The 26913-nt window shown below is 68.2% G+C and carries 23 protein-coding genes; 19 read left to right on the forward strand and 4 right to left on the reverse strand.

The window, feature by feature from the left end; translation table 11 throughout:
• Positions 1-17 precede the first annotated feature (17 nt).
• From ACRARE_RS03545 to ACRARE_RS03560, 4 genes are all read left to right on the forward strand, one after another.
• Positions 18-1022, forward strand: a complete 1005-nt coding sequence (locus ACRARE_RS03545) for a TRAP transporter substrate-binding protein (protein WP_432655017.1) — start codon at positions 18-20, stop codon at positions 1020-1022.
• 61 nt (positions 1023-1083) lie between these two features.
• Positions 1084-1614: a TRAP transporter small permease gene (locus tag ACRARE_RS03550; RefSeq protein WP_432655018.1), complete on the forward strand. Its 531-nt coding sequence runs from the start codon at positions 1084-1086 to the stop codon at positions 1612-1614.
• Positions 1611-2906 (forward strand): TRAP transporter large permease, encoded by a 1296-nt coding sequence (locus ACRARE_RS03555; RefSeq protein WP_432655019.1) that lies wholly within the window; start codon positions 1611-1613, stop codon positions 2904-2906. The genes ACRARE_RS03550 and ACRARE_RS03555 overlap by 4 nt, the downstream gene beginning before the upstream one ends.
• Before the next feature lie 147 nt (positions 2907-3053).
• The gene (locus ACRARE_RS03560; protein ID WP_432655020.1) at positions 3054-4280 is read left to right on the forward strand and encodes a cytochrome P450; all 1227 of its coding nucleotides are present in this window, start codon (positions 3054-3056) and stop codon (positions 4278-4280) included.
• Here the strand turns inward: ACRARE_RS03560 and ACRARE_RS03565 are convergent.
• Positions 4277-4948 carry a GntR family transcriptional regulator gene (locus tag ACRARE_RS03565; RefSeq protein ID WP_432655021.1) on the reverse strand — a complete coding sequence of 224 codons (672 nt, stop codon included), beginning with the start codon at positions 4946-4948 and terminating at the stop codon, positions 4277-4279. The genes ACRARE_RS03560 and ACRARE_RS03565 overlap by 4 nt on opposite strands.
• Positions 4949-5090: 142 nt before the next feature.
• Here ACRARE_RS03565 and ACRARE_RS03570 point away from each other — a divergent pair, with 142 nt between their 5' ends.
• The 7 genes from ACRARE_RS03570 (at position 5091) to ACRARE_RS03600 (ending at position 12975) form a co-directional block, all read left to right on the forward strand.
• The gene (locus ACRARE_RS03570) at positions 5091-6650 is read left to right on the forward strand and encodes an ABC transporter substrate-binding protein (RefSeq protein WP_432655022.1); all 1560 of its coding nucleotides are present in this window, start codon (positions 5091-5093) and stop codon (positions 6648-6650) included.
• Between the two features lie 118 nt (positions 6651-6768).
• Positions 6769-7692, forward strand: a complete 924-nt coding sequence (locus ACRARE_RS03575) for an ABC transporter permease (protein ID WP_432655023.1) — start codon at positions 6769-6771, stop codon at positions 7690-7692.
• A 20-nt stretch (positions 7693-7712) separates the two neighbouring features.
• Complete coding sequence (locus ACRARE_RS03580; RefSeq protein WP_432655024.1) at positions 7713-8549, forward strand: ABC transporter permease; 837 nt, start codon at positions 7713-7715, stop codon at positions 8547-8549.
• On the forward strand, positions 8546-9523 hold the full coding sequence (locus ACRARE_RS03585; protein WP_432655025.1) for an ABC transporter ATP-binding protein: 978 nt from the start codon (positions 8546-8548) through the stop codon (positions 9521-9523). The genes ACRARE_RS03580 and ACRARE_RS03585 overlap by 4 nt, the downstream gene beginning before the upstream one ends.
• Positions 9510-10541, forward strand: coding sequence for an oligopeptide/dipeptide ABC transporter ATP-binding protein (locus tag ACRARE_RS03590; protein WP_432655026.1), 1032 nt, complete (start codon positions 9510-9512; stop codon positions 10539-10541). Before ACRARE_RS03585 ends, ACRARE_RS03590 begins: the two co-directional genes overlap by 14 nt.
• Positions 10538-11656 (forward strand): CapA family protein, encoded by a 1119-nt coding sequence (locus ACRARE_RS03595; protein WP_432655027.1) that lies wholly within the window; start codon positions 10538-10540, stop codon positions 11654-11656. Before ACRARE_RS03590 ends, ACRARE_RS03595 begins: the two co-directional genes overlap by 4 nt.
• Entirely contained in the window at positions 11653-12975 is a 1323-nt protein-coding gene (locus ACRARE_RS03600) for an MmgE/PrpD family protein (protein ID WP_432655028.1), read from the forward strand. The genes ACRARE_RS03595 and ACRARE_RS03600 overlap by 4 nt, the downstream gene beginning before the upstream one ends.
• A 57-nt stretch (positions 12976-13032) precedes the next feature.
• Here the strand turns inward: ACRARE_RS03600 and ACRARE_RS03605 are convergent, their stop codons facing one another.
• Entirely contained in the window at positions 13033-13995 is a 963-nt protein-coding gene (locus tag ACRARE_RS03605) for a glutathione S-transferase family protein (RefSeq protein ID WP_432655029.1), read from the reverse strand.
• Between the two features lie 86 nt (positions 13996-14081).
• Complete coding sequence (gene ygiD, locus ACRARE_RS03610; RefSeq protein WP_432655030.1) at positions 14082-14906, reverse strand: 4,5-DOPA-extradiol-dioxygenase; 825 nt, start codon at positions 14904-14906, stop codon at positions 14082-14084.
• Between the two features lie 155 nt (positions 14907-15061).
• Here ygiD and ACRARE_RS03615 point away from each other — a divergent pair, with 155 nt between their 5' ends.
• Complete coding sequence (locus ACRARE_RS03615) at positions 15062-15958, forward strand: LysR family transcriptional regulator (RefSeq protein WP_432655031.1); 897 nt, start codon at positions 15062-15064, stop codon at positions 15956-15958.
• A 317-nt stretch (positions 15959-16275) separates the two neighbouring features.
• On the opposite strand, the gene ACRARE_RS03620 is transcribed toward ACRARE_RS03615, so the two are convergent.
• The gene (locus ACRARE_RS03620; protein WP_432655032.1) at positions 16276-17211 is read right to left on the reverse strand and encodes an ornithine cyclodeaminase family protein; all 936 of its coding nucleotides are present in this window, start codon (positions 17209-17211) and stop codon (positions 16276-16278) included.
• Between the two features lie 216 nt (positions 17212-17427).
• Between ACRARE_RS03620 and ACRARE_RS03625 the strand changes: the two genes are divergently transcribed.
• The 7 genes from ACRARE_RS03625 to ACRARE_RS03655 all read left to right on the forward strand — a co-directional run bounded on the left by ACRARE_RS03625 (position 17428) and on the right by ACRARE_RS03655 (position 26717).
• Complete coding sequence (locus ACRARE_RS03625; protein WP_432655033.1) at positions 17428-19779, forward strand: molybdopterin-dependent oxidoreductase; 2352 nt, start codon at positions 17428-17430, stop codon at positions 19777-19779.
• A 176-nt stretch (positions 19780-19955) separates the two neighbouring features.
• Complete coding sequence (locus ACRARE_RS03630) at positions 19956-20987, forward strand: LacI family DNA-binding transcriptional regulator (RefSeq protein ID WP_432655034.1); 1032 nt, start codon at positions 19956-19958, stop codon at positions 20985-20987.
• Positions 20988-21074: 87 nt separating this feature from the next.
• Positions 21075-22385, forward strand: a complete 1311-nt coding sequence (locus ACRARE_RS03635; protein ID WP_432655035.1) for an ABC transporter substrate-binding protein — start codon at positions 21075-21077, stop codon at positions 22383-22385.
• A 103-nt stretch (positions 22386-22488) separates the two neighbouring features.
• Entirely contained in the window at positions 22489-23355 is an 867-nt protein-coding gene (locus tag ACRARE_RS03640) for a carbohydrate ABC transporter permease (RefSeq protein WP_432655036.1), read from the forward strand.
• A gap of 12 nt (positions 23356-23367) precedes the next feature.
• Positions 23368-24198 carry a carbohydrate ABC transporter permease gene (locus tag ACRARE_RS03645; RefSeq protein ID WP_432655037.1) on the forward strand — a complete coding sequence of 277 codons (831 nt, stop codon included), beginning with the start codon at positions 23368-23370 and terminating at the stop codon, positions 24196-24198.
• Positions 24199-24210: 12 nt separating this feature from the next.
• Positions 24211-25212 carry an ABC transporter ATP-binding protein gene (locus tag ACRARE_RS03650; protein WP_432655038.1) on the forward strand — a complete coding sequence of 334 codons (1002 nt, stop codon included), beginning with the start codon at positions 24211-24213 and terminating at the stop codon, positions 25210-25212.
• Between the two features lie 26 nt (positions 25213-25238).
• Positions 25239-26717: a mannitol dehydrogenase family protein gene (locus ACRARE_RS03655; protein WP_432655039.1), complete on the forward strand. Its 1479-nt coding sequence runs from the start codon at positions 25239-25241 to the stop codon at positions 26715-26717.
• The last annotated feature ends 196 nt before the right edge of the window (positions 26718-26913 follow it).

Here is a 26913-nt window from a genome sequence, read left to right on the forward strand (position 1 = left end):
TTTCAGGGAGGAGAACCATGAAACACCTGACGATGACCCTCGCAGTCGCGGCCAGCTTCGGCGCCTCTGCCACCGCCGTCTTCGCGGCGGATTTCAACCTGACCTACGCCTCGCCCTATACGACGACCCATCCCTACGGCCAGGCCGACGCGGAATGGATCGCCCGGATCGAAGAGCAAACCGAAGGCCGGGTGGCGATCACCCCCTATTGGGGCCGCGCCCTGATCACCAGCCGCGAAGGGGTGGATGAGCTGGCCGCCGGGATCGCCGACATCGCCTATATCGCGCCGATCTACGCGCGCTCGGGCTATGACATGAACCGCCTCGTGCCGGGCATGTTCTATGGCTACACCGATCCGCAGAAGGTGCTGGGCGTCTACATGGATCTGGTGGGCGACTTCCCGGTGTTCCAGGAAGAGCTGGGCGTGCATGTGGTGGGCTATAACGTCGGCACCCCGATGCACCTGCTGCTGCGCAACGCGCCCCTGGAAACCCTGGACGACCTGAAGGGGCTGCGCATCCGCTCGGCCGTGGATTTCATCGGCCCGCTGGCGGCCTTTGGCGCCGAGGGGGTGACCATGCCGATGACGGAAACCTATCCGTCGCTGGAAAAGGGCGTGCTGGATGGGGTCATTGCCCCCTATGAGGCGCTGAAATCGCTCAGCTTCGCCGAGGTGGTCAGCTATTATTCCGAGCTGCCCCATTCGCGCGGCGCCTATCCCTCGCGGGCGGTGAACATGGACGCCTGGGCGGGCCTGCCCGAGGACATCCAGGCGATCTTTGACGCCAATACCGACTGGCTGAGCCAGCGCACGCTGGAGCTGTCGACGGAGGCCGAGGCCGCGGGCCGCGCCTATGGCGAGGCCGAGGGCGTGACCTTCAACAGCGTCGCCCCCGCGGTGGTGGCCGAATATTCCCAGGCCTTCGCCCCGGCGATTGCCGAGGTGGCCGCCGATCTCGACGCCATGGGCAAGCCCGGCACCGAGGTGCTGGAGCGGATCCGCGCGGCCCACGAGGAATGACGACCCGCAAGAGCGGCGCGGCCCCCGCACCGCTCTTGCCCTCAGACGGGTGGGAGGACCCATGCTGAAGATCCTAGAAACCGGGCTTGGCGCGCTGGTGCGGGCCTCGGCCCTGATGGGCGTGTTGACCCTGCTGGCCCTGATGGGGCTGATCGTGGTGACGGTGATATTCCGCGCCATCGGCATTGCCTTTCCGGGCACCTATGTGCTGTCGGAACTGCTGCTGATCCCCACCATCACCCTGTCGCTGGCCTATGCCGCCTGGGACGGGGCCCATACCAAGGTGGACCTGCTGACCCAGACCCTGCCCACCCGGCTGGCCAACGGGCTGGAGGGGCTGATGCTGCTTCTGGGCTGCGGCTTCTGGGGGTTCGTGCTGTGGTCCGCCATCCATGACGCCCAGCGCCACGCGGCCCAGGGCGAGAAGACACCGCTGCTGGACATCCCCGTCGCCCCCTTCCGCTGGCTGATCGTCGGCGCCACGGCCCTGCTGATCGCGGTGCTGGTGCTGCGCGCCCTGCAACGCCTTGCCCCCGGGGCAGAGCGCCCCCGTGACCCCCATGCACCCGACCCCCAGGAGAGTGTGGAATGACCCCCGTTGAAATGGGCCTGATCGGCCTGGCCGCGCTGTTCACCTTCCTGGCCTTCGGGATGCCGATCGGCTTTGCCATGGGCCTGGTGGGCGTGGTGGGGTTCGCCTCGCTGCTGACGGTGAAGGCGGTGCTGATCAAGGTCGGCGTGATCACCTTCGACCTGGCCACCAACTATGCCATCGGCACGGTGCCGCTGTTCCTGTTCATGGCGCATATCCTGTTTGCCTCGGGCATCGGCAAGGACCTGTACGATTTCGCGGCCCGCTGCCTGGGGCACCGGCGCGGCGGACTGGCCATGGCCACCGTGGGCGCCTCGGCGGGTTTTGCCGCAGTCAATGCCTCGTCGCTGGCGACCACCGCCACCATGGGCCTGGTGGCCCTGCCCGAGATGCGCAAATACGGCTACTCGCTGCCGCTGGCCTCGGGATCCGTCGCGGCGGGGGGCACCATCGGTTCGCTGATCCCGCCCTCGGGGATGTTCATCATCTACGGCATCCTGACCGAAACCTCGATCGGCGACATGTTCGCCGCTGGCATCATTCCCGGCGTGCTGCTGGCGCTGATGTATATGGCGGTGATCTGGATCCAGTGCCGGGTAAACCCCAAGGCGGGGCCCGCAGGCGCCCGCGCCAGCTGGGCCGACCGCTGGGACGGGTTCAAAAGCTGCGGCGACGTGATCGTGCTGTTCCTTTTCGTCATGGGCGGCATCGTGGGGGGCCTTTTCACCCCGACCGAGGCGGGGGCCATGGGCGCCTTCGGGGCGCTGGTCATCTCGGCCCTGCGCAAGCGGCTGACCTGGCAGCGGCTGGTGGATGCGGTCTATGAGACCTTCAAGACCACCGGCATGATCTTTGGCATCCTCTTTGGTGCGCTGGTCTTCAACGCCTTCGTCACCGTCACCACCATTCCAATGCAGCTGACCGGCTGGGTGGCCGGGGCCGATCTGGCGCCCCTGGCCATCCTGCTGGTGATCCTGGCGGTCTATTTCTTCCTTGGCATGATCCTGGACGCCTCGGCGATGATGACCCTGACGGTGCCGCTGTTCTTCCCGCTGATCACCGGGCTGGGCTATGATGCGGTGCTGTTCGGCGTGCTGGTGGTGCGGATGACCGAGATCGCCCTGATCACGCCGCCCGTGGGGATGAACGTCTACGTCCTGTCGGGGGTGGCACGCGACATCCCGCTGTCGTCGATCTTTCGCGGCACGGCGCCCTTCGTCGTGGCGGACATGATCCATGTGGCGCTGCTGATCGCCCTGCCCGCCCTGGTGCTCTGGCTGCCCTCGCTCTAGGCGCCCGCACCCCTGCCCCAGATCGCAACCGCCGGAGGCCCCCGCCCCCGGCGGTTTTTCTTTGCGCCGCCCCCACGTCGGGCGGCGTCAAATTACTTGCTCTCAGCACATACCTACGTCACATTGTCGACAATCAGGGAGGAAACCATGACCAATGTGATTCACGACCGGCGCGCGCCGGAAGGCACCGAGCGCTTTTCCAAGCGCCATGACTTCGACGCCGACGGCCAGGACGATTTCGACGCCGCGCATGAGCTGTTCGCGGATCTGCGCGCCCGCTGCCCGGTGGCCCATTCCAACGACATGGAAGGCTTCTGGATGCTGACCCGTTACGAGGACATCGAAACGGCCATGTCCGACCCGGCGCTTTATTCCACCGCCGTGCAGAACGTGGTGCCACGCGTGGCCACCACCGGGCGCCGCCCGCCGCTGCACCTGGACCCGCCGGAACACACCCCCTACCGCAAGGCCATTGCGCCGCTCTTCCGCAAGGAACGGATGCAATACTGGAACAAGGTGGTGCGCGAGATCTCGGACCGGCTGTTCAAGGACATTCCGGCCAAGGGCCGCGTCGACATCTGCGGCGAATTCTCGTTCCACCTGCCGATCCATGTCCTGGCCGAGTTCTTCATGATCTCGGAAGAGGACGCCTTCCGCATCCGCAACATCGGCCATGCCTTCAACCTGGCCCTGCAAACCAAGGATTTCGACGCGATCCAGAAACACTCGCTGGTGCTTTACGACATTGCCCAGGCGATCATCGACGACCGCAAGGAAAACCCGCGCGACCCCGGCACGGACCCGGCCAGCGCCCTGCTGGCGGCGCGGGATTTCGACGGCAACCCCTTGCCCGATCAGGGTATTCTAGGCACCATCCGGCAACTTTTGGTGGTCGGCATCATCGCCCCCACCACCTTCCTGGGCTCGGCTGCCGTGCATTTCTGCCGCCACCCGGAGCATTTCCAACTGCTGAAGGATCACCCCGAAAAGACCCCAGAGATCGCGGAAGAGCTGCTGCGCCTTTACACCCCCTACCGGGGCTTTGCCCGCACGCCCACGCGGGACGTGGAAATCGGCGGCGAAAAGATCTGCAAGGATGAGCCGATCGCCCTGTGCTTCACCTCGGCCAACCGCGACGAGGCGGTGTTCGAATGCCCGCACGAGTTCCGCCTGGACCGCGACAACCCCAAGCCCGCCATCGCCTTTGGCCGCGGCCCGCACCGCTGCGCGGGCGAGCCGATCGGGCGGCTGATGATCGAGGCGGCGCTGGAAAGCTGGGCCAAGTATTGCGACGGCTTCGAGGCCGACGGCCCGACGCCGATGACCACCTGGCCCGAATACGGCCCCTTCGCGGTGCCGGTCCGCTTTCGTTAATCGCTGAACACCCTGTCGGGCAGCCGCGCGATATGCGCGTTGCCCGCGCGGACATGGGCCCGCATGGCCGCCTCGGCGGCCTCGGGCGCGCCCGACAGGATGGCGGCGGTGATCACCCGGTGATCGCGATTGGACCGGCCAATGGATTCCTCGACATCGGCGGGCGGCATCTGCACCCGCACCAGCGGGATGCGCACCCGGTCAATCACCCTGGCCGCGGGCCCATTGCCCGCCAGCCGCTCGATCAGGGCATGATAGGCGCGGTTCTCGGCGCCGAACCCAGCCAGATCCCCGGCGGCCTCGGCGGCATCCATCCGCGCCTGGGCGCCCTCCAGATCGGCCCGTTCCGCCGCGTCCAGCGCGCGTTCGGCGGCCAGGCGGGCGGCCAGCCCCTCCATCACCTCGCGCACGCGGCCCATCTCGATCAGCTCGGCCCGGGAATAGCGCCGCACCAGCACGCCGCGGTTGGCCACAAACTCCAGATAGCCCTCGCCGGTCAGCATGCGGAAGGCCTCGCGCACACGGCCCCGGCCCACGCCGAATTCCTCGGCCAGGTCCATCTCGATCAACCGCTGCCCCAGGGCATAGTCCCCGGCCAGCATCCGCGCCCGCAGCGCGGCCGCGATTCCCTCGGAACTCAGATCCCGCGCCGCCCCATCTTCCGCCATCTTCCGCCTCCCCGGCTCGACGCGCCCATCCTCCCCCGAAAGCCCGGCAATGACCAGCGCAAGATTGTTGACAATTAGGGATCCAGATAGGACACTCGGGACACTAAAGGAGCGGCCTGCAAACAGGCCGTAGGGAGGAAAAATGAAACATCTGAAACCGCGCCGTCGCGCGGCAGTGCTGGGTGCGTCCGCGCTCGCGCTGCTGGCCGCCTCGCCGGGGACGGCAGAGACCTTGACCGTCGCCATCCCCACTTTATCGGAACAGACTATGACCCCCTGGGCGGGCTCTGGTCAGCGCAAGACCTACCTCGACCTGGTCTATGACTACCTTGTCTACCTGGATGCCGATGGCAACGCCCAGCCCGGCCTCGCCACCAGCTGGGAGATGGAGAACGACGGCCAGACCTGGACCTTCCATCTGCGCGAGGGCGTGCCCTTCTCGGATCCCAGCTGCGGCACCGTCACCGCCGAGGACGTGGCCTATTCCATCGAACGCATCATCGCCGACGACAGCCGCGCCGGCCCGGCCTCGACCATGCGCCGGGTGATCGACAGCGCCGAGGTGGTGGACGAGCTGACCCTGCGGCTGAACCTGAAGGCCCCCGACTTCCTGCTGGCCACCGGCTATATGGGTGAGGCGCAGCAGGTCGGCATCGTGTGCAAGTCCTATGTCGAAGGCCTGGGCGCCGAGGCCGACAGCGCCATGCCCGTGGGCAGCGGCCCCTATACGGTGGCGCAATCCGTCGACGGGTCCGAGATTACCCTGGCCCTGCGCGAGGGCGTCGAGCACTGGCGCGTCTCGCCCGATTTCGACACGATCACCTTCAAGGCCGTACCCGAAGAGGCCACCCGCGTGGCCATGTTGCAGGCCGGTGAGGCCGACATCGCCCCGGTCAGCTTCGATTCGATCCCCGGGCTGGATGCCGCGGGCCTGCGCATCGTCTCGGCGGAAAAGACCTGGTCGCCGGTGATCCGCCTAGGCGGCGTGGTGCAGACCGACCCCGCGCGGTTCAACCCCGACAACCCCTGGGCCGACGTGCGCGTGCGCCAGGCGATGAACTATGCCGTCGACAAGCAGACGATCATCGACGAGCTGTTCCAGGGGCAGGGCACCGTGGCCAATGGCGACACGCCGATTGCCGCCTGGGATTCGGTCGAACCCTACCCCTACGACCCCGAGCGCGCCCGCGCGCTGCTGGCCGAGGCGGGCTATGCCGACGGCTTTGACATGGTGCTGAAGACCTTCACCACCACGCCGGGCGCCGAACTGCCGCTGATGGCCGAGGCGGTGGCGCTGTACTGGGCCGATGTGGGCATCAACGTCACGATCGAGCCAGGCGACTGGCCCTCGATCCGCGCCGAATGGACCTCTGGCAAGCCGCTGAACTTCGCCATGACGCACCGGGGCTTCCCCTTCGCCAACCCCGAAAACGGGGTCGAGGCGGGCTTCTCGACCAAGTCGCTTTTCGCCTCCTTCACCTCTGAGGCGCTGGAAGAGAAACTGGCGGGCCTGGGCGCCGAGACCGACCCGGCCAAGCGCACCGAGCGGCTGACCGACATCGGCCAGTATCTGCGCGACGAGGCGGCCAACGTCTTCATGGTGCTGGCCAATGAACCCTACGGCGTGGGCGACCGCGTGGGCGCCTGGGGGATCGACACCTCTTACGTCTACAACTTCGATCAGGCGGAACTGGCCGAGTAACGGCCCCACCCGGACGCGGGCGGCGGGTCTACCGCCGCCCGTCGCACGGCACCGGCGCGCCTTCCCCTCTGACCGGCCCCCGCCCGGCCCGCACGCGCCCCAAGCGTACAGGATCCCCATGCTGAAACATCTTTCCGGCAGGCTGGCCGAGGCGCTGGTGGCGCTTTTGCTGATGAGCCTGGTCATTTTCCTTCTCAGCCGTGTCATCGGCGACCCGGTGGCCCTGCTGCTGTCGGACAGCGCCACCGAGGAAGACCGCCAGATGCTGATCGCCCAGCTGGGCCTGGATCAACCGGCCTGGCGGCAATACCTGACCTTCCTGGGCAATGCCCTGCAGGGGGATTTCGGCCAATCGGTGACCGCCGGGCGCGAAGACGCGCTGCACCTGGTGCTGTCGCGCCTACCCGCCTCGCTGTCGCTGGCCGGGGTCGCCCTGGCCTTCACCCTGGTGGTGGGCGTCCTGCTGGGCGTGCTGGCGGCGATCACCCGGGGCACCCTGGCCGATCTGGCGGTGCGGCTGCTGGCCCTCTTGGGCCAATCCGCGCCCAGCTTCTGGCTGGGGATCATGCTGATCTACCTTTTCGCGGTAAAGCTGGGCTGGCTGCCCACCTCGGGCTTCGGAGGGCCGATCTACTATGTGCTGCCCGCCCTGACCCTGGGCCTATTCACCCTGGCGGCCATCACCCGACTGGTGCGCGCCTCGATGCTTGAGGCGCTCGGTTCGGAATACGTGAAGCTGGCGCGCATCAAGGGCGTGTCGGAATGGGGCGTGGTACTGCGCCACGCGCTTGGCAATTCGCTGATCCCGGTGGTGACCTTCATGGGCACCTTCTTTGCCACGATGATCACCGGCGCGGTGGTGGTGGAGACGGTCTTTGCCTGGCCCGGCATCGGGCGGCTGGCCTATGAAAGCATCCTGGCCCGCGACTTTCCCGTCATCCAGACCGTGGTGCTGGTGATCACCGCCTTCTTCATCCTGGCGAACCTGATCGTCGATCTTCTGTACCTTGCCATCGACCCGCGGATGCGGGCGCGCAGCTAAGCGGCGCGAAAGGATCCCCCATGACCCGTGATCTGTCCTTCAAGCTTGCCCTCGGCCTGCTGATCTTCTTCGTGCTGGTGGCGCTGATCGGCCCCTTCCTGCTGGAGCACGACCCGCTGCGCGGCTCGCTGCGGGCCCGGCTGGACCCGCCCGCCTGGGCCCCGGGCGGATCGCCCGACCATCTGCTGGGCACCGACCGGCTGGGCCGTGACGTGCTGGCGCGCATCGTGCAGGGCGCCCGGATCAGCCTGGCGGTCTGTCTGGTGGTCATCGCCATCGCGGGCAGCATCGGCACCGCCCTTGGCACCCTGTCGGGCTATGTGGGCGGCTGGCTGGACCGCTTCCTGATGCGGCTGGTCGACCTGGCCCTGTCGCTGCCCGTCATCCTGCTGGCGCTGCTGTTCGCCGCCGTGGTCGGGCCCTCCTTCCTCAATATCGTCATCGTCATCTCGCTGGTGCTCTGGTCGCAATATGCCCGCATGTCGCGGGGCGAGACGCTGCGGGTGAAGAACGAGGATTACGTGGATCTGGCGCGCACCTCGGGCCTGGGCCACGCGGCCATCATCCTGCGCCATGTGCTGCCCAATATCGCGCCCTCGCTGATCGTCGTGGCCACCTTGCAGGTCGGCGTGGTGATCGTGCTGGAGGCCTCACTGTCCTTCCTCGGCGTGGGCGTGCCGCCGCCCAACCCCAGCTGGGGCGGCATGGTGGCCGAGGGTCGAAGCTATATCGTTTCCGCCTGGTGGGTCTCGGCCCTGCCCGGTCTGGCCATCGTGCTGGTGGTCATGGCGGTCAACGTGGTCGGCGACACGCTGACCGACCGGATCAATCCCGGCCTGAAAGGACGTGGCGCATGACCGATCCCCTTCTTTCCATCCGCGACCTGACGGTACGCGTGGGCCGCAAGGCGGACGCGCCCTCGATCCTCGACGCGGTCTCGCTGGACCTGATGCCGGGCGAGACCCTGGGGCTGGTCGGCGAAAGCGGCTCTGGCAAATCCACTCTGGGCATGTCGGTTCTGCGGCTGACCTCGCCCACGCTTTCTGCCGGCACCTCCGGGCGCATCGCCTGGAAGGGGCAGGACATCCTGACCATGCCGAACCGCAAGCTGCGCCATATCCGGGGCGAAGAGATCTCGATGATCCTGCAAGACCCGATGGCCTCGCTGAACCCGGTGCAATCCATCGGCACCCAGTTGAAAGAGGCCCTGCGCCGGGGCGGCAAGCGCAACCTGTCGGCGGCGGCCGAGGCGGCGCTGGCCGAGGTCAACATCCCCTCGCCCGCCGAGCGGCTGCGCGCCTTCCCGCACCAGATGTCGGGGGGGATGCGGCAGCGCATCGTCTCGGCCATCGGCCTGGCGCAGGATCCCGAGCTGCTGATCTGTGATGAGCCGACCACCGCGCTGGATGCCACCATCCAGTACCAGTTCCTGGAGCTGCTGAAGGCCCTGCGCGCGGCGCATCACATGGCGATGCTGTTCATCACCCATGACTTCGGCGTGGTGGCGCGGATCTGCGACCGGGTGGCGGTGATGTATGCGGGCCGCATCGTGGAAACCGGCCCGGTGGCCGAGATCTTCGCCCGGCCCGCCCATCCCTACACCAAGGCGCTCTTGGCCTCGGTGCCCTCGACCGCCCATGCGCCGCACCGCCTGCCGGTGATCGACGGGGCGCCCCCCGCCGTGGGCCACCGCCCCGAGGGCTGCCCCTTTCACCCGCGCTGCGCCGCCGCCTCGGCCCAGTGCCGCCAGGCCCCGCCCCGGGCCGAGATCCGCCCCGGCCACACCCTGAATTGCTGGCATCCGCAGGAGCAAGCCCATGAAATCGCCTGACCGCGCCCTGCGCGTCGTGCCGCAGGCCGACGCCCCGCCACCGCCCCGCGCCGAAACGGCGGGCCCCGCCATCCTGGAAACCCGCCGCCTCGGCCGGGCCTTCAAGGTACGCGGCGGGCTGCTGCACGCCCTGTCCGAGGTGTCCCTGGCCTGCACGCCGGGCACATCCCTTGGCATCGTGGGCGAATCGGGCTGCGGCAAGACCACGTTGAACCGGCTGCTCTTGGCGCTGGACCATCCCACCAGCGGTGAGGTGATGTTCAAGGGCCGCGCCCTGTCGGACCTCAGCCGCGCCGAGATGCGCGCCTACCGCCGCGCCGTGCAACCGGTGTTCCAGAACCCCTATTCCTCGCTTTCGCCGCGCATGAAGGTCCGCCGCATCATCGCCGAGCCCCTGGCGGCCTCGGGCGAGATGACCCGGGCCGAGATCAATGACCGGGTGATCGAGGTGCTGGAGCAAGTGGGCCTGTCGGCCGCCGTCGCCGACCGGCTGCCGTCGGAGTTCTCGGGCGGGCAGCGCCAGCGGATCGCCATCGCCCGCGCCCTGGCCTCGCGCCCCGAACTGCTGCTGCTGGATGAGCCAGTCAGCTCGCAGGACCTGTCGATCCAGGCGCAGATCCTGAACATCCTCAAGGACTTGCAAGAGGACTACGGGCTGGCGACCCTGTTTGTCAGCCATGACCTGGCCACCGTGCGCTTCATGTGTGACGAGGTGGTGGTGATCTATCTGGGCCGGGTGGTGGAACGTGGCCCCGCCGCGCGGATCTGCACCCGCCCCGATCACCCCTATACCGCCGCCCTGCTGGCCGCCGCCCTGCCCGCCGATCCCGCCGCGCCGCCCACGGCCACGCCGCCCATGGGCGAGCTGCCCTCGCCGCTGAACCCGCCCTCGGGCTGCGCCTATCACACCCGCTGCCCCTTCGCGCAGGAGGCCTGCAAGCGCGAGCGCCCCGCGCTGATGGACACCCCGCGCGGCCAGGTCGCCTGCCACCGGGTCACGGCGGAGGGCTGGACATGAGCCTGCGGTTTGTCGCCGTGGGCGACGTGGCCCCGGATCGCGACGATCCGGCCACCATCTTTGACGCCGTGCGCCATCGCCTGACCGCCGCCGACCTGGGCTATTGCCAGCTGGAGGTGAACCTGACCACCCGGGGAACCCGGATGCCCCAGGCCCGCCACACCATGCGCGGCAAGCCCGAGATCGCCGACGCCCTGGTGGGCGCCGGGCTGGAGGTGGTCAGCTTTGCCGGGAACCACACCATGGACTGGGGCCCGGACGGCATGTTCGACACGCTGGAGAACCTGACCCGCGCGGGCGCCCGCCCCATGGGCGCCGGGGCCAATATCGCCGAGGCCCGCGCCCCGGTGATCGTCGACCGGGGCGGGGTCACCGTGGGGTTCCTGTCGGTGAACTCGATCCTGCCCGCGAATTACTGGGCGGAAGAGGCGAAACCCGGCTGCGCACCCATGCGCGGCCATACCCTTTACGAGCAGATCGAGACCGACCAGCCGGGCACGCCCGCGCGCATCCACACCTTCCCGCATCGCGAGGATCTGGCGGCGCTGGTCGCCTCGATCCGCGATCTGAAGACACGCGCCGACGTGGTGATCCTGTCGCATCACGCGGGCATCCACTTTGTCCCCGCCGTGATCCCCGACTATCAGCGCGACGTGGCCTTTGCCGCCATCGACGCGGGCGCCGACATGGTGCTGGGCTGTCATGCCCATATCCTGAAGGGGATGGAATTCTACAAGGGCCGACCCATCGTCCACAGCCTGGCGAACTTCGCCCTGGATCTGAAGATGGATGCCAAACACGCCGCCTCGAAAGGGTTCAAGGAGATCCAGAAGCTGAACCCCGACTGGGTGCCCGATCTGGACAGCAGCTATAACTTCCCCCCCGACAGCGCCATGTCGGTCTTCGTGGAATGCAGGCTGACAGCCGAGGGGGTGCAGGATCTGCGCCTGGTGCCGGTCTGGATCGAACGCGACGCGGTGCCGCGCATCGTCCCCCCCGAGGATCCGCGCTTTGACCGGATCCTGGCCTATCTGCGCCAGATCACCGCCGAGGCCGGGCTGGATACGCTTTACACGCCCGAAGGGGACGTCCTGCGCCCCCATACCCCCGAATGAGCCTGACGCGCAGCCTTGCCGCCCGGGTGCTGGCCACCCGCGCCCTGCCGCCCGGGGCAGCCCAGGCGGCGCGGCTGTCTCTTCTGGACGGGCTGGCCACCATGGCCGCCGCCGTGACCCTGGAACCCGCCGCCCGGCCCTTTGCCGAAATGGCGCGCGGCAGCGGCGCGGCAACCCTGCTTGCGGGCGGCAGCGCCCCGCCCGGGCTGGCGGCGCTGGCCAATGGTGCCCTGTCCCATGCGCTGGATTTCGAGGACACCTTTGATGCCACGGGGATGCATCCCAACGCGGTGGCCATTCCCGCCCTGCTGGCCCTGGCCGAGGGCGAAGAGGCGCCCCTGGCCGATCTGCTGACCTCGCTTGCCCTGGCCTGCGACCTGACCTGCCGGATCAGCCTGGCCCTGGCCACCGATCCGGGCGCGCAGGGCTGGTATCACCCGCCGATGATCGCCTGCGCCGGGGCGGCCCTGGGCGCGGCGCATCTGCTGCGGCTGAGCCCCGATCAGGCGGTCGCCGCCGTCTCGCTAGCGCTGGTGCAATTTACGCTGACCGACGCGCTGAAGCGCAGCCCGGCCAGCGACCTGCGCGCGGTGCGCGACGGCTTCGCCGCCCGGGCGGCGGTCGAGGGCGCCTTGCTGGCCCGGGCGGGCGTCACCGGCACGCTGGATCCCCTGGGCGAAAGCGGCGGGCTGATCCCGCTGCTGACGGGCCGCGCGCCCGAGGTGGCGGCCTTCGACGACCTGGGCAGGGTCTTTCTGGGCGAGCAGGTCACGCTAAAGCTGTGGCCCTGTTGCCGGGGCACCCACCCCGCCATTGCCCTGGGCCTGGCGCTGCGGGCCGACGGGGTGGCGCCGGACAGGCTGGCCGGGGCTGCCTTTACCGTCTGCCCGCCCGACGACATGCTGTTTCACCCCCTGGCCGACCGGCAGCGGCCGCAGACGGCGATCGGGGCCAAGTTCTCGATCCCCTATACCTTCGCCCAGGCCTGGCGGCAGGGCGCGCCGGGCCTGGCGGCCTTCGCCGAGGCCCCCCGCCAGGACGAAGCGACCCTGGCCCTGGGAGGCCGCATCACGCTGGAGGCCTGCGCCCCGGGCCTGACGCGCCACGCACGCCTGCGCTTCACCGATGGCCGCGAAGAGATCCGCCCCCTGCCCGCCCCGCCGGTCCTGCCCGCAGGCCGCGCCGCGCTGGCGGATCTGGCGGCGAAACTGGCCGATTGCCGCGCCCATGCCCCGCAGGCCGCGCACCCGCTGCTGGACGCCCTGGCCCGGCCCGAGCTGCCCCCGCACCTCGGCCCGCTGCTGGCCCCGCTCAGCTGAAACGAAAACAGGAGAGGCGCAATGCCTCTCCTGTTCCACGGGTTACCAGGTCACCATTTACCGCTGAAGAAGCGCCTCCACATGCGCCGGACCAACCGGCCGGATGCGCGTGGGGTTCAACGCCTTGATGGCGTAATAGCCGCGGGTGATGTGATCCATGTTCACCGTCTCCCGCACGCCCTTCAGCTGCAACACACGCTCCATGTAAGAAGTTAACCCTGGGTAATCTTTGATCTGCCTCAGATTACATTTGAAGACTCCGTGGTAAGCGGCGTCGAAGCGGATCAGGGTGACAAAGGTGCGCAGATCGGTCTCGGTCAGCCGGTCACCGAAAAGGTACGGGCCATCGGCCAGCCGCTCTTCCAGCTTGTCCAGCGTGGCAAAGACCCCGGCCACCGCCTCGTCATAGGCTTCCTGGCTGGAGGCGAAACCGGCCTTGTAGACGCCGTTGTTCAGCTTGTCGTAGATCTCGGCGTTCAGCACGTCGATCTCGGGCGCCAGATCCTCGGGGTAAAGGCGCAGATCCGAGGGCACCAGCCCTTCGAAGGCGGTATCGAACATGCGGACGATATCGGCGCTTTCGTTGTTCACCATCACATCGCGTTTCATGTCCCACAGCACCGGCACGGTGGCGCGGCCGTTCACATGGGGGTCGGCGCGGCTGTACAGCTCGTGCATGTAGCGCGCGCCGTGCAGCGGATCCTCATCGGCGCCGGGATAGCCGCCGAACTCCCAGCCCTGGGCCTCCAGCACCGGGTTCACCACGGTCACCGGGATGATCTCCTCCAGCCCCTTCAGCTTGCGCGCCATCAGGGTGCGCGAGGCCCAGGGGCAGATATAGGCCACGTAAAGGCGATAGCGCCCCGCCTCGGCCGGGAACCCGCCCTCGCCCGTGGGGCCCGGGGCGCCATCGGGGGTCACCCAGTTGCGGAAGGTCGAAACCTGGCGCACGAACCGACCCTTGGCGTCCTTCTTCTGAACCGGATCCCAGTCCTTCGTCCATTTGCCATCCACCAGCATGGGGGCTCTCCTTCATCTGTCGTCTTGGTCATGTCTCGGGGGCGTCCCGGGCCCGTGCGGGTCCGGGGCGAAGGTCATGGGGGGCGTCAGTAATAGACGAAGCTGCGCATCGAGACCGAGCCCAGGTCGATCGTGTCGGTCATGAACAACAGGCTGTCCTTGGCATCCGCCGCCCCCGCCACGGTCAGCGCGGGCAGGTAGTGGTCGACCGAAGGGTGGGCCATCTGCAACAGCTTGCCCAGCTTGCCCCGGTCGGCCAGCGTGTCGATGTCGCCCGCGCCCAGCCGGTCGGCAAAGAGGCCGTCGAACTCTTCGGCCCAGTCCCAGGCCTCGGATCCCTTGCCCCAGCGGACGGCGCGTAGGTTGTGCACCACGTTGCCAGAGCCCAGGATCAGCACGCCCCGGTCGCGCAGGGCGCGCAGGGCCTGGCCGATTTCCACATGGTGCGGCAGGTCCTTGGTCATGTCGATCGACAGCTGGAAGACCGGCACATCGGCGCCGGGATAGAGGAACTTCAGCACCGACCAGGCGCCGTGGTCCAGGCCCCAGGTCTCGTCGCCCTCGGCATGGTGGCTGGCCAGGATCGACACCACCTCCTTGGCCACCTCGGGGGCGCCGGGAGCGGGGTACTGCTGATCGAACAGCTGCTGCGGGAAGCCGTAGAAATCGTGGATCGTCTGCGGCATGGCCGAGACGTTGACCAGGGTGGATCCCCGGGTCATCCAGTGGGCCGAGACCACCAGGATGGCCTGGGGCCGCGGCAGGGTCTCGCCCAGCTTGGTCCAGCTGCGGGAATATTCGTTATCCTCGATCGCATTCATCGGCGAGCCGTGGCCGAGGAAGACCACCGGCAGCCGGTCGGAACGTTGCAGCCCTTCGGCCAGCTTCCGCAGATCCTGTGCAATGGACATGGGTCCGGTCCTTTCTGCTGGGGCGCGGATCGGGGTGGGCCCCGATCCTTGCGCGCCGTTGTTTCTGTTGCCCTGAAGATGCCGCTTGCAGCGCTCGAATGAAATAGGGAAGATATGGAATGACTGCGCCCAATTTGTTCCAAATAGGCTGATCCATGGACCTGATCGACGGCCTCCGCGCCTTTGTCGCCACCGCCGAAACCGGCTCTTTCACCGCCGCCGCCGACCGGCTGGGGATGTCCAACCGCCTGACCTCGAAATATGTCGCCGAGCTGGAGGACCGCCTGGGCACCCGCCTGTTGCAGCGCACCACCCGGCGGGTCGGCGTGACCCCGGCGGGCGAGACCCTGCTGACCCGCGCCCCCGCCCTGCTGGGCGAGATGGAGGCGATGCTGCAATCGGTGACCGAGGACAGCCGGGGGTTCTCGGGCACCCTGCGGATCTCGGCCCCGGTGACCTTCGGCGAGGTTTATGTGGCGGGGCTGCTGGCGCGCTTTGCCGCGCCGCACCCGGATCTGACAATCGACCTGCGCCTCAGCGACGCCTATGTCGACCTGGCCGCCGAGGGGGTCGACCTGGCCTTTCGCGTTGGCGATACGGCCATCCCCTCGCTGAAGCGCCGCCGCCTGGGGCAGATCGGCAGCCTGGTGGTAGCCGCCCCCGACTACCTGGCGCAGCAGGGCACGCCGCAGACCCCGCAGGATCTGACCGGGCACCTGTGCATCGCCGACACCAACCGCGCCGATCCGGCCCGCTGGGTCTTCCAGCGCCAGGGGCAGACGGTCGAGGTGCCGATCCCCACCCGTTTCCTGGTCAATTCCGCCCGCGCCGCCCGCGACATGGCCCTGGCCGGGCGCGGCATCGCCTATTGCCCGCGCTTCATCCTGACCGAGGCGCTGGCCAGTGGTGCGCTGGTGCCGCTTCTGCCCGGCTACGAGGGCACGGCGCACCCCCTGCATGTGGCCTATCTGGAAGGCCGCGCCCTGCCGCCCAAGCTGCGGGCGCTGATCGACTTCGCGGTGAAGGACATGCACCAGGCCCCCGACCTCTAGGCGCGATAGGTAGACGGGGGTCGGGGGCTCTGCCCCCCCGTCGCCGGATGGCGACAAATGGAAGGGACAAAGGGGGCTCTGCCCCCTTGAGCCTGCGGCTCAATTCCCCCCGGGATATTTTTGGCAATGAGAAAGATAAGGGGGTGGCACGCGAAAGCCCGAGCCGCGCCCCGGCTGTGACCTAGGCCAACCAGGTGCGCCCGTTGGCGGACTTTGCAGCCGGGGTGCCGCCCGGGCTTTGCTGTGCTCTGCCCCTCTCTATTTGTTGGCCAAAAATATCCCCGCCGGAGGCATCGCCCGGCACGGGCAATACCTCCTCAGCCCTCGGCCCGGGCCAGGTATTGCGCGGTGAACAGATCCAGATGTGCCCCGCCTGCATTCTTGCAGACCGTAATCTCGGCGGGGTCGCGGCGGCCCGGGTGGCCCCCGGCGCAGAGGTCGAAGAAATCCGCCTCGACCCCGGGCACCAGCCCCTCGGCCACCGGGTCGATGCCGTCGCCCGACAGGGCAAAGACCGGGCGGTTGTCGGCGAAGATGCGCCCGGCGCGGCGCAGGGTTTCGGCGTCGGCCTCGCGCATGTCGGGGCGGTAGGCGCCCACCAGATCCACATGCGCCCCAGGTTTCAGCAGGCGCCCGTCGATCACCGGGCGGGTGGCCATGGTGACGGTGCTGACGATGTCGGCCTGGGGCAGGGCCTGGGCGAAGTCCTCGACCACCTCGACTGTCAGATCGAGGCTGGCCAGGGTGGCGGCCATCGCCTCGGCCCGGGGCCGTGTGCGGTTCCAGATCAGCACCCGCCGGATCGGGCGGACCGCGCAGATCGCCGCCACCACATGGGGCGCCAGACCGCCCGCGCCCGCGATGGCCAGAACCTCGGCCTCGGGGCGGGCCAGCAGATCTACCCCCAGGGCGGAATCCGCCGCCGTCTTGCGATAGGTCAGCGCCGCCCCGTCACAGCTGAGGATCGGCCGCCCGGTCTGCCCGTCGAAAAGCACCACCAGCCCCTGCACCGAGGGTTCGGGTGGGGTACGCTCTGGGTTGCCGGGAAAGACGCCCACCAGTTTCACCGCCACCGCCTGGCCACCCGCCCAGGCGGTCAGATTGACGAACTGATCGCCGCCGCCGTCCGGCGCGTCGAAATGGCGGGCCTCGCTGAAGGGCATGTCCTGCGTCGCATGGGCCTGGCGCAGGGCCTCGACCAGCCCGCGCCAGGGCAGGCGCGCATGAACCGCCGCTGCGTCGAAATAGTGCATTGCCCGCTCCTGTCCTCTTGATCTGCCTCTTCGGTGTCGCGCCCCCGGGCAGCAATGGCAATGCCCGCGCGCCCGCACGGGCCCGGCCCGACTGCCCGTTGCCGAAAGGCTGATCAGCACCCGCCCTGCCCGTCCTGACCTGGCGAAACCCGCTTGTTCCCCGCGCGCCCCGGCGCTACCGCAGGGGGAGAGACCCGTCCGCCGAGGATCCCCGCCATGCTGAACCGGCCCGAAACGCCGCTTGTCGTCACCCATTGGGGCAGCTTCCGCGCCGAGATGGAGGGGGGCTGCCCCCGGCGCCTGGTGCCGCTGGCCCAGGATCCCGCCCCCTCGCCCTTGGGGCAAAGCATGATCGAGGGGCTGGACGCCCCCGCCCGCATCCTCCGCCCCGCCGTGCGCGCCTCTTTCCTGGCCGCGCGCGAGGCGGGGCGGATCGTCCCCGAGGGCCCCGGGCGCGGGCGCGAGCCCTTTGTCGAACTGCCCTGGGACGAGGCCCTGGACCTGGCCGCGGCAGAGATCGACCGGGTACGAACCCAGCATGGCAACCGCGCCCTCTATGGCGGCTCTTACGGCTGGGGCTCGGCCGGGCGGTTCCACCATGCGCAAAGCCAGGTGCACCGCTTTCTGAACAGCGTCGGCGGCTATACCCGCTCGGTCCAGACCTACAGCTATGCGGCGGGCGAGACGATCCTGCCCCATGTGATCGGCACCCGGCGCGGGCTGATCAGCCATCATACCTCCTGGCCGCGCATCGCCGAGACGACCGAAACGCTGGTGCTGTTCGGCGGCCTGCCCGCGCGCAACGCGCAGATCTGCTCGGGCGGGTTGTCGCGCCATATCCTGGCCGAGAACCTGGCCCGGCTGCGGGCGCGGGGCGCGCGGATGATCTCGATCTCGCCCATCCGTGACGACACGGCCGGCGACGGGGTCGACTGGCTGCCCCTGCGGCCCGGCACCGATACCGCGCTGCTTCTGGCCATGGGTCATGTGCTGCTGACCGAGGGGCTGGCCGACCGCGCCTTTCTGCGCAGCCACACCACCGGCGCCGAGCAGCTGGAGGCCTATATCCTGGGCGAAAGCGACGGCAGACCGAAAACGCCCGACTGGGCCGCAGAGATCACCGGCCTTGCCGCCCCGCGCATTGCCGAACTGGCCCGGCTGATGGCCGCCAGCCGCAGTTTCCTGATGATGGCCTGGTCGCTGCAACGGGCCGATGCGGGCGAACAGCCCTATTGGGCGGCCATCGCCCTGGCGGCGATGCTGGGGCAGATCGGCCTGCCCGGCGGCGGGATCGGCTTTGGCTATGCCTCGACCAACGGGGTGGGCAACCTGCGCTCTGCCTTTGCCTTCCCGGCCCTGCCGCAGCTGACCAACCCGGTGACCGAACATATCCCCGTGGCCCGCATCGCCGATGCCCTGCTGCACCCCGGCGCGCCCTATACGTTCAACGGCGCCAAGCGGTCCTATCCCGATCTGCGGCTGATCTATTGGGCCGGGGGCAACCCGTTCCATCATCACCAGGATCTGAACCGCCTTGCCCGGGCCTGGCAGCGCCCCGAGGCGGTGATCGTCAACGAAAGCTGGTGGAACGCCCTGGCGCGCCACGCCGATATCGTCTTTCCCGCCACCACCGCGCTGGAACGCAACGACATCGCCTATTCCAGCCATGACCGTTTCCTGTCGCCCAGCCACGCAGTGGCCCCGCCCCAGGGCGAGGCGCGCGACGACTACGCGATCTTCGCCGGGCTGGCCGAACGGCTGGGCGCAGGCGAGCGCTTCACCGAAGGACGCGATGCCGAAGGCTGGCTGCGTCATCTTTACGCGCGCGGGCAGCGGGTGGCCGAGGCCGCAGGCCAGGCCCTGCCCGACTTCGAGGATTTCTGGAGCGGGCCGCAGATCCTGCTGGAGCCCGCTGAGGACAGCCGCCAGGGAGACCTGATGCAGGCCTTCCGCGCCGACCCCGAAGGCGCGCGGCTGACCACCCCCTCGGGGCGGATCGAGCTCTATTCCCAGACCATTGCGGGCTTCGGCCATGCGGATTGCCCGCCCCATCCAACCTGGCTGCCGCCCAAGGAATGGCTGGGGGCCGAGGCCGTGGCGCGCTTTCCGCTGCACCTGATTTCCAGCCAGCCCGCGACGCGGTTGCACAGCCAGTACGACATGGCGGGGGTGTCGCGGGCGGCGAAGGTGGCGGGGCGCGAGGTGATGCGGATGCATCCCGAGGATGCCGCCGCGCGCGGGCTGGCCACGGGGGACGTGGCGCGGGTCTTCAACGACCGGGGCGCCTGCCTGGCGGCGGTGGAAACCTATGACGGGCTGCGGCCCGGCGTGGTGCAACTGCCCACGGGCGCCTGGTGGGACCCCGACCCCACGGCCCCGCCGGGCACCCTGCCGCTGGACCGGCACGGCAACCCCAATGTGGTCTGCCCCGACCGGCCCGCCTCGGCGCTGACCCAGGGGCCCGCCGCGCAGTCCTGCCTGGTCGAGGTCGAGGCCATCGCAGGCCCCCTGCCCCCGGTCGAGGTCTTCGATCCGCCGCGTTTCACTCCCCGGGGTCAGGGGCGCTAGGCGGCCCGGCGATCCGTGCTATAGGGACGACGCCCAAGACCGGGCCCGCCTTCGCGCCGCACCTGCGGCTGCCGCGGCCCCCTGGGGCCGGGCGCCGGTTGACGGAAAGCAAAGCGCGTGATTTCCTTTCCACGCGTAAAGTTATGAACAGAACGTAGCAAACCAGAGGCGCCTCGATGGGTCAGGAAAGAGTTCGCACCATGGAGGAGCTGGCCTCGGTCAGCGGCATCTCTCGCCCGACGCTTTCGAAGTATTTCAACGACCCGACCTCGGTCCGTGCCACGACCCGCGCCCGCATCGAGGCGGCGCTGGAGCGGTTCGACTACACCCCCAATGTCTACGCCATCAACCAGAACCGCCACCTGACGCGCAATATCGGGATCGTCGTGCCCTTCCTCGCCGACCCCTTCTTTGCCGAAATGGCCCGGAACCTGGAAATGCTCTGCACCGCGGCGGGCTATAATCCGATCCTGCTCAGCTCGCACGGCGAGCCGGACCGCGAGATCGCCAACCTGGAAAGCCTGCGCGGCATCCGCCCCGCCGGGGTCCTGCTGGGGCCCATCGGACGCCGGTCGCGGCGCGAGGCGCTGGACGCCTTTTGCCGCGATGTGCCCACCGTGCTGTTCGATTGCGACGTCGAGGACGTGGGCGATGCGATGTTCGGCACCAACTACATCCAAAGTACTGGCGTCATTGTAGAATACCTTGCCCGGACCGGCGAACCCCCGGCCCTGTTCGAGATGCGCAACGCCCCCAATCCCAATGCCAACAAGCGCCGCGCGGTCTATGAAGAAACGATGCGCCGCCTGGGCCATGAACCCATGCTGCTGGTGGCCGAGGGGACCGGCTGGGCCTTCGAGGAAATCGCGCACCGCGAGGCCACCCGGATGATCCTGGACCGCGCCCTGCCGACCAACACGGTGCTGTGTTCTAACGACCGTCTGGCCATCGGCTTTCTTGCCGCCGCCTACGAACAGGGGCTGCGCGTCGGCATCGGCGACGGCCACGCCATGCGCGTGGCCGGGCACGATGACCACCCCGTGGCCCGCTTCACCTGCCCGGCCCTGACAACCGTGTCGCAGGACTATGACCGGATCACCGGGCGCAGCCTTGAAAAGCTTCTGGAAATCATCGCCGAAGGCGCCCGGCCAGAGACGAAAATCTCGACCCTCTTCGACGGCACCCTGGTCCTTCGCAAGTCCGCGTAACTTTTCGCGCGTAAATTTTTAGGTTGACGCGAATCTGTGCATTGGCCTACCGCTACGGGCATCACATCCAATTCAGGGAGGATACGGATGTCTTTGAAGCGCGTTTTCGGCGCCACCACGGCGCTTACCCTGTGCTCGGCTGCTGCGGCCTATGCACAGGACACAACGATCACCATCGCCACCGTCAACAACGGCGACATGATCCGGATGCAGGGCTACACCGAGCAATTCACCGAAGCGACCGGGATTGGCGTTGAATGGGTCACCCTGGAGGAGAACGTGCTGCGTCAGCGCGTCACCACCGACATCACCACCAAGGGCGGCCAGTTCGACATCATGACCATCGGCATGTACGAAACGCCGATCTGGGGCGCGAACGGCTGGCTGGTGCCGCTGGACGACCTGTCGGACGCCTATGACGTCGACGACATCCTGCCCGCCATGCGCGACGGGCTGAGCCATGACGGCACCCTTTACGCGGCGCCCTTCTACGGCGAAAGCTCGATGATCATGTACCGCACCGACCTGATGGAAAAGGCCGGTCTGGAAATGCCCGAGGCCCCCACCTGGGAGTTCATCCGCGAGGCCGCCGCGGCCATGGATGACGACGCCGCCGACATCAACGGCATCTGCCTGCGCGGCAAGGCCGGTTGGGGCGAAGGTGGCGCGCTGATCACCGCCATGTCCAACTCCTTCGGCGCGCGCTGGTTCGACGAAGACTGGACCCCGCAGTTCGATCAGCCTGCCTGGAAGGAAACGCTGACCTTCTTCTCGGACATGATGAACGAGTCCGGCCCGGCGGGCTATGCCACCAACGGCTTCAACGAGAACCTGTCGCTGTTCCAGCAGGGCAAGTGCGGCATGTGGATCGACGCTACCGTGGCGGCCTCTTTCGTGACCAACCCGGCGGAGTCCACCGTGGCCGACCACGTGGGCTTTGCCCTGGCGCCCAACAAGGACGGCGTCGCGAAGCGCGGCAACTGGCTCTGGGCCTGGGCGCTTGGCATCCCGGCGGGCACCCAGAAGGCCGCTGAGGCCAAGCAGTTCATCGAATGGGCGACCTCGAAGGACTACATCGAACTGGTGGCCGCGAACGAAGGCTGGGCCAACGTGCCCCCGGGTGCGCGCACCTCTCTCTACGAGACGCCCGAGTACCAGGAGGTGCCCTTCGCGGCGATGACCCTGAGCTCGATCCAGGCGGCCGATCCGACCAACCCGACGGTTGATCCGGTGCCTTACGTCGGTGTGCAGTTCGTCGCCATCCCCGAGTTTGCCGGTATCGCCACCCAGGTGAGCCAGGAGTTCTCGGCCGTCTACGCCGGCCAGCAATCGGTCGACGAAGCGCTGGAGAAGGCCCAGGCCATCACCCAGGAAGAAATGGAAGCCGCCGGTTATTGATCCCGGCCTTCCCGCGGGCGGCGCGGAGGCCGCCGCCCGCATCCTCTGACGTTTCCGACCCCAAGCGAGCCAGGCAAAACGCCTGACCGGAAAGGCTTTTCCCATGGCCACCCAGCATTCCCGCTCTGCCGCGCGCCTGATGATGGCCCCCGCCGTGATCCTGCTTCTGGGCTGGATGCTGGTGCCGCTGACCATGACGCTGTGGTTCTCGTTCCGCCGCTACCTGCCGCTGCGTGGCGGCGACCTGGGCTGGACCGGATTTGACAACTTCACCCGTTTCGTCACCTCTTCCGCCTTCTGGCCCAGCGTGCAGACCACGCTGGTGATCGTCGGCGGGGTTCTGGTGATCACCATCGTCCTGGGCGTGCTGCTGGCCCTGCTGCTGGATCAGCCGATGTGGGGTCAGGGCGTTGTACGTATTCTGGTCATCGCCCCATTCTTCGTCATGCCCACCGTCTCGGCGCTGGTGTGGAAGAACATGTTCATGGACCCCACCAACGGCCTTCTGGCGCATCTGTGGCGCTTTTTCGGGGCCGAGCCGGTGGCCTGGCTTTCCGAGGTGCCCACGACCTCGATCGTGATGATCGTCTCGTGGCAATGGCTGCCCTTCGCCACGCTGATCCTGCTGACCGCCGTGCAGTCCCTGGACCGCGAGCAGCTGGAGGCGGCAGAGATGGACGGCGCCAGCCCGCTGGCCCGCTTCACCTACATCATCCTGCCGCATCTGGGCCGGGCGATCACCATCGTGCTGCTGATCCAGACCATCTTTCTGCTGTCGATCTTCGCCGAGATCTTCGTGACCACCGGCGGCGCCTTCGGCACCCGCACCCTGACCTATCTGATCTTCCAGCGTGTGCTGGAAAGCCAGAACGTGGGCCTGGGCAGCGCGGGCGGCGTCTATGCCATCATCCTGGCCAATATCGTTGCCATCTTCCTGATGCGCATCGTCGGCAAGAACCTGGACAGCTGAGGAGCGCCCGCCATGGCCCGTGCCGTCTCGACCCGCCGCAAGACCATCGCCACCGCCGCCGCCTGGGGTGTCGGCCTGCTGATCTTCTTCCCGATCCTCTGGACCATCCTGACCAGCTTCAAGACCGAGGCCCAGGCGATCGCCGATCCGCCGATCTTCCTTGGCTTCGACTGGACGCTGGAGAATTACCGCGTGGTGCAGGAACGCTCTGACTACATGCGCTTCCTGTGGAACTCGGTCATCCTGGCGGGGGGCTCGACCCTGCTGGGGGTGATCATCGCCGTCCCCGCCGCCTGGTCCATGGCCTTTGTGCCCGGCAAGCGGACCAAGGACATCCTGATGTGGATGCTGTCGACCAAGATGCTGCCCGCCGTGGGGGTGCTGTATCCGATCTACCTGATCTGCATCCGCCTTGGCCTGCTGGACAGCCGCGCCGCGCTGGTGGTGATCCTGATGCTGATCAACCTGCCGATCATCGTCTGGATGCTGTACACCTATTTCCGCGAAATCCCAGGCGAGATCCTGGAGGCGGCGCGCATGGACGGGGCCGGGCTGAAAGAGGAAATCCTCTATGTCCTCACCCCCATGGCCGTGCCCGGCATCGCCTCGACCCTGCTGCTGAACTTCATCCTCGCCTGGAACGAGGCCTTCTGGACGCTGAACCTGACGGCGGCCAAGGCGGCCCCGCTGACGGCCTTCATCGCCAGCTATTCCAGCCCCGAGGGCCTTTTCTACGCGAAACTTTCGGCGGCCTCGACCATGGCCATTGCCCCCATCCTCATCCTCGGCTGGTTCAGCCAGAAACAACTCGTGCGCGGCCTGACCTTCGGCGCCGTCAAGTAAAGGAACAGTTCAATGGGACAGATCACGCTCGCGCAAGTCACCAAGTCCTTCGGCGACGTCCAGGTCATCCCGCCCCTGGACCTGACCATCGAGGACGGCGAGTTCTGCGTCTTCGTCGGCCCCTCGGGCTGCGGCAAATCCACCCTGCTGCGGCTGATCGCGGGGCTGGAGGATATCACTTCGGGCGCGATCCATATCGACGGCACCGACGCCTCCTCGACCCCGCCCGCCAAGCGCGGCCTGGCCATGGTGTTCCAGTCCTACGCCCTCTATCCGCATATGTCGGTGCGCCGGAACATTGCCTTTCCCATGAAGATGGCGGGCGTGCCCCAGGCCGAACAGGACAAGCGGATCGAGGCGGCGGCCAAGGCCCTGAACCTGACCGACTACCTGGACCGGCGCCCGGGCCAGCTGTCTGGCGGTCAGCGCCAGCGGGTCGCCATCGGCCGGGCCATCGTGCGCGAACCCTCGGCCTTCCTCTTTGACGAGCCGCTGTCAAACCTCGACGCCGCCCTGCGCGTGGGGATGCGGATGGAGATCGGCGAGCTGCACGCCAAGCTGAAGACCACGATGATCTATGTCACCCATGACCAGGTCGAGGCCATGACCATGGCCGACAAGATCGTGGTGCTGCGCGCCGGGCATATCGAACAGGTGGGCAGCCCGCTGGAACTCTACCGCAGCCCCCGCAACCTCTTCGTCGCGGGCTTCATCGGCTCGCCCAAGATGAACCTGCTTGAGGGCGAGGTAGCCGCGGCCAAGGACGCCCATACCATCGGCATCCGCCCCGAGCATATCGACGTGGTGGAGAGCGGCCCCTGGTCCGGCACCGTGGGGGTGGCCGAACACCTGGGCTCGGACACCTTCCTGCATGTGCATGACACCGGCCTGGCCGAAACCGTGACCGTGCGCGCCACCGGCGAGGTCGGGCTGCGCCACGGCGACCGGGTGTCGTTGGCCCCGCGCGAGGACCAGATTCACCGCTTCGACGCCCAGGGTCTGCGGATCGACTGAGGCCAAGGCCAGGAAGGACCCACATCATGACCCAGGACCCCGTCCGTCTCGGTCGTGCCATGCTTGGCACCCTGCCAGAGGATATCGCCCGCCCCGGCTATGACGCCGCCGATCTCAGCCCCGGTATCGTGCATATCGGCACCGGCAACTTTCACCGCGCCCATCAGGCCTGGTATCTGCACCGTCTGATGCAGCAGGGGCTGGCCCGCGACTGGGCCATCATCGGCGCGGGCGTCCGCCCCGGCGATGCCCTGATGCGCGAACGTCTGCTGGCCCAGGACTGTCTGACGACCCTGATCGAGCTGAGCCCCGAGGGCACCAGCGCCGAGGTTTGCGGCGCCATGATCGACTTCCTGCCCGTCACCCCGGACAATGCGCCGCTGATCGCCCAGATGGCCGATCCGGCGATCCGCATCGTCTCGCTGACAGTGACCGAGGGCGGCTATTTCGTGAACCCGGCGACCGGGCAGTTCGATCCCACCCATCCCGACATCGCCCATGACGCGACCCATCCCGGCACGCCGCGCACCGCCTTTGGCGCGATCGTCGCGGCCCTGGGCCAGCGGCGGGCGGCGGGGCATGGCCCCTTCACCGTACAAAGCTGCGATAACCTGCGCGGCAATGGCGCCATCACCCGCGACGCGGTGGTGGGGCTGGCGCGCCTGTCGGACCCGGATCTGGCCGCCTGGATCGCGGGCGCCTGCACCTTCCCCAATTCCATGGTCGATTGCATCGTCCCCGCCACGGGCCCGGCCGAGATCGCGGCGGCGCGCGCCTTCGGCATCGAGGATGCGGCGCCGGTGACCCACGAGAACTTCCGCCAATGGGTGATCGAGGATGCCTTCTGCGCCGGGCGCCCGCCCTGGGACCAGGTCGGCGCCACCTTCACCGATGACGTGCACGATTACGAGGCGATGAAGATCCGCATCCTCAACGCCGGGCACCAGGTGCTGGCCAATGCGGGCGAGCTTCTGGGTTGTGCCACCATCGCCGACTGCATGGGCGATCCGCGCATCGCCCCCTTCTGGCGCCAGGTCGAGGCCGCCGAGATCCTACCCCATGTGGCGCCGGTGCCCGGCATGACGCCCGAGGCCTACATGCAGCTGATCGAGAGCCGCTTCGCCAACCCCGCGATCCGCGACACCACCCGTCGGGTGGCCTTCGACGGGGCGGCGCGTCACGCGGGCTTCGTCCTGCCGATCCTGCGCGACGCCCTGGCCGCCGGGGCCCCGATCGAGGGGCTGGCCCTGGTCGAGGCGCTCTGGGCACGGATGTGCACAGGCACCCGCGAGGACGGCAGCGAGATTGCCCCCAACGATCCCCAATGGGACGCCCTGACCCGCCTCGCTGAGATTGCCCGCAGCACCCCCGCTACCTGGCGCGGCCAGGCCGACATCTACGGCCCCCTGGGTGAAAACCCGCGCTTTGCCCTGGCCTTCGACCGTTGGCTGTCCATGATCTGGTCCCAGGGCACCGAGGCCGCCCTGGCGGACTATCTGGGGTAGCGAGGCCAAGAGGCCCCCTTCTTCCCGACGCGGACCAGACCCGCGCCGGGGACCCTCCTTTCCGGACCAGGATCCGTAACCGACCGATTGGGGCCGCCTGCCTGAGGCTGGGGTTCCGAGGTAAGACACGTGCATAACGACGTCGTTATGCACGTGTCTTATTCGGAGGAGCCATGCTGGGCGAGGTTCTGGGTGT

It is taken from the genome of Pseudooceanicola aquaeponti (assembly GCF_050897975.1).
Lineage (GTDB): Bacteria > Pseudomonadota > Alphaproteobacteria > Rhodobacterales > Rhodobacteraceae > Pseudooceanicola.